The sequence below is a fragment of the Acidovorax delafieldii 2AN genome, from assembly GCF_000175235.1.
Taxonomy (GTDB): Bacteria; Pseudomonadota; Gammaproteobacteria; order Burkholderiales; family Burkholderiaceae_C; genus Acidovorax; species Acidovorax delafieldii_B.
Map to the genome: position 1 here is coordinate 1 of NZ_ACQT01000626.1, position 564 is coordinate 564.

The 564-nt window shown below is 69.7% G+C and carries 1 protein-coding gene; it reads right to left on the minus strand.

The window, feature by feature from the left end; all coding sequences use genetic code 11:
• Window positions 1-564, minus strand: a 564-nt coding sequence (locus tag ACDELDRAFT_RS23430; RefSeq protein ID WP_005802009.1) for an efflux RND transporter periplasmic adaptor subunit, incomplete at both ends; no start/stop codon positions are given.

A 564-nucleotide genomic window follows, 5' to 3' on the forward strand; every position in this document is an offset into this window, starting at 1 on the left:
CGCGGCATGAGCTGCGACATGATGCCGCCACCCGATGACGCCGGCTGCGCCGCTGCCCCTGCCGCAACAGCCGGGGTGAAGCGCAGCGAGGTGTTGGGCACCAGCAGCACATCGTTGCGCTCGGTGGAAGTGATGGTGGCCGCCGCCGTCATGCCGGGGCGCAGGCTCAGGTCGGTGTTGTCCACCTCCAGCCAGGTGATGTAGGTGACCACGTTGTCGGTCTTGGTCGATCCGAACGACACCCGCGTGACCTTGGCCGGGTAGCGGCGCGATGGGTAGGCGCTCACGGTGAAGCTGGCCTTCTGATCAACCTTCACCGAGCCCACGTCGGCCTCGTCCACGTTCACGTCCAGCCGCAGCCGCGTGAGGTCTTCGGCCAGCGTGAACAGCGTCACGGCCTGCAGCGACGCGGCCACGGCGTTGCCGGGCTCAACCGAGCGGGTCAGCACCACGCCGTCGATGGGCGAGCGGATCGAGGCCTTGGAGAGGTTGGTGACGTCGGTGGAAAGCGCCGCCCGCGCGTCGTCCACCGAGGCCCGGGCGCTGGCCTCGTCGGCCTGCGCG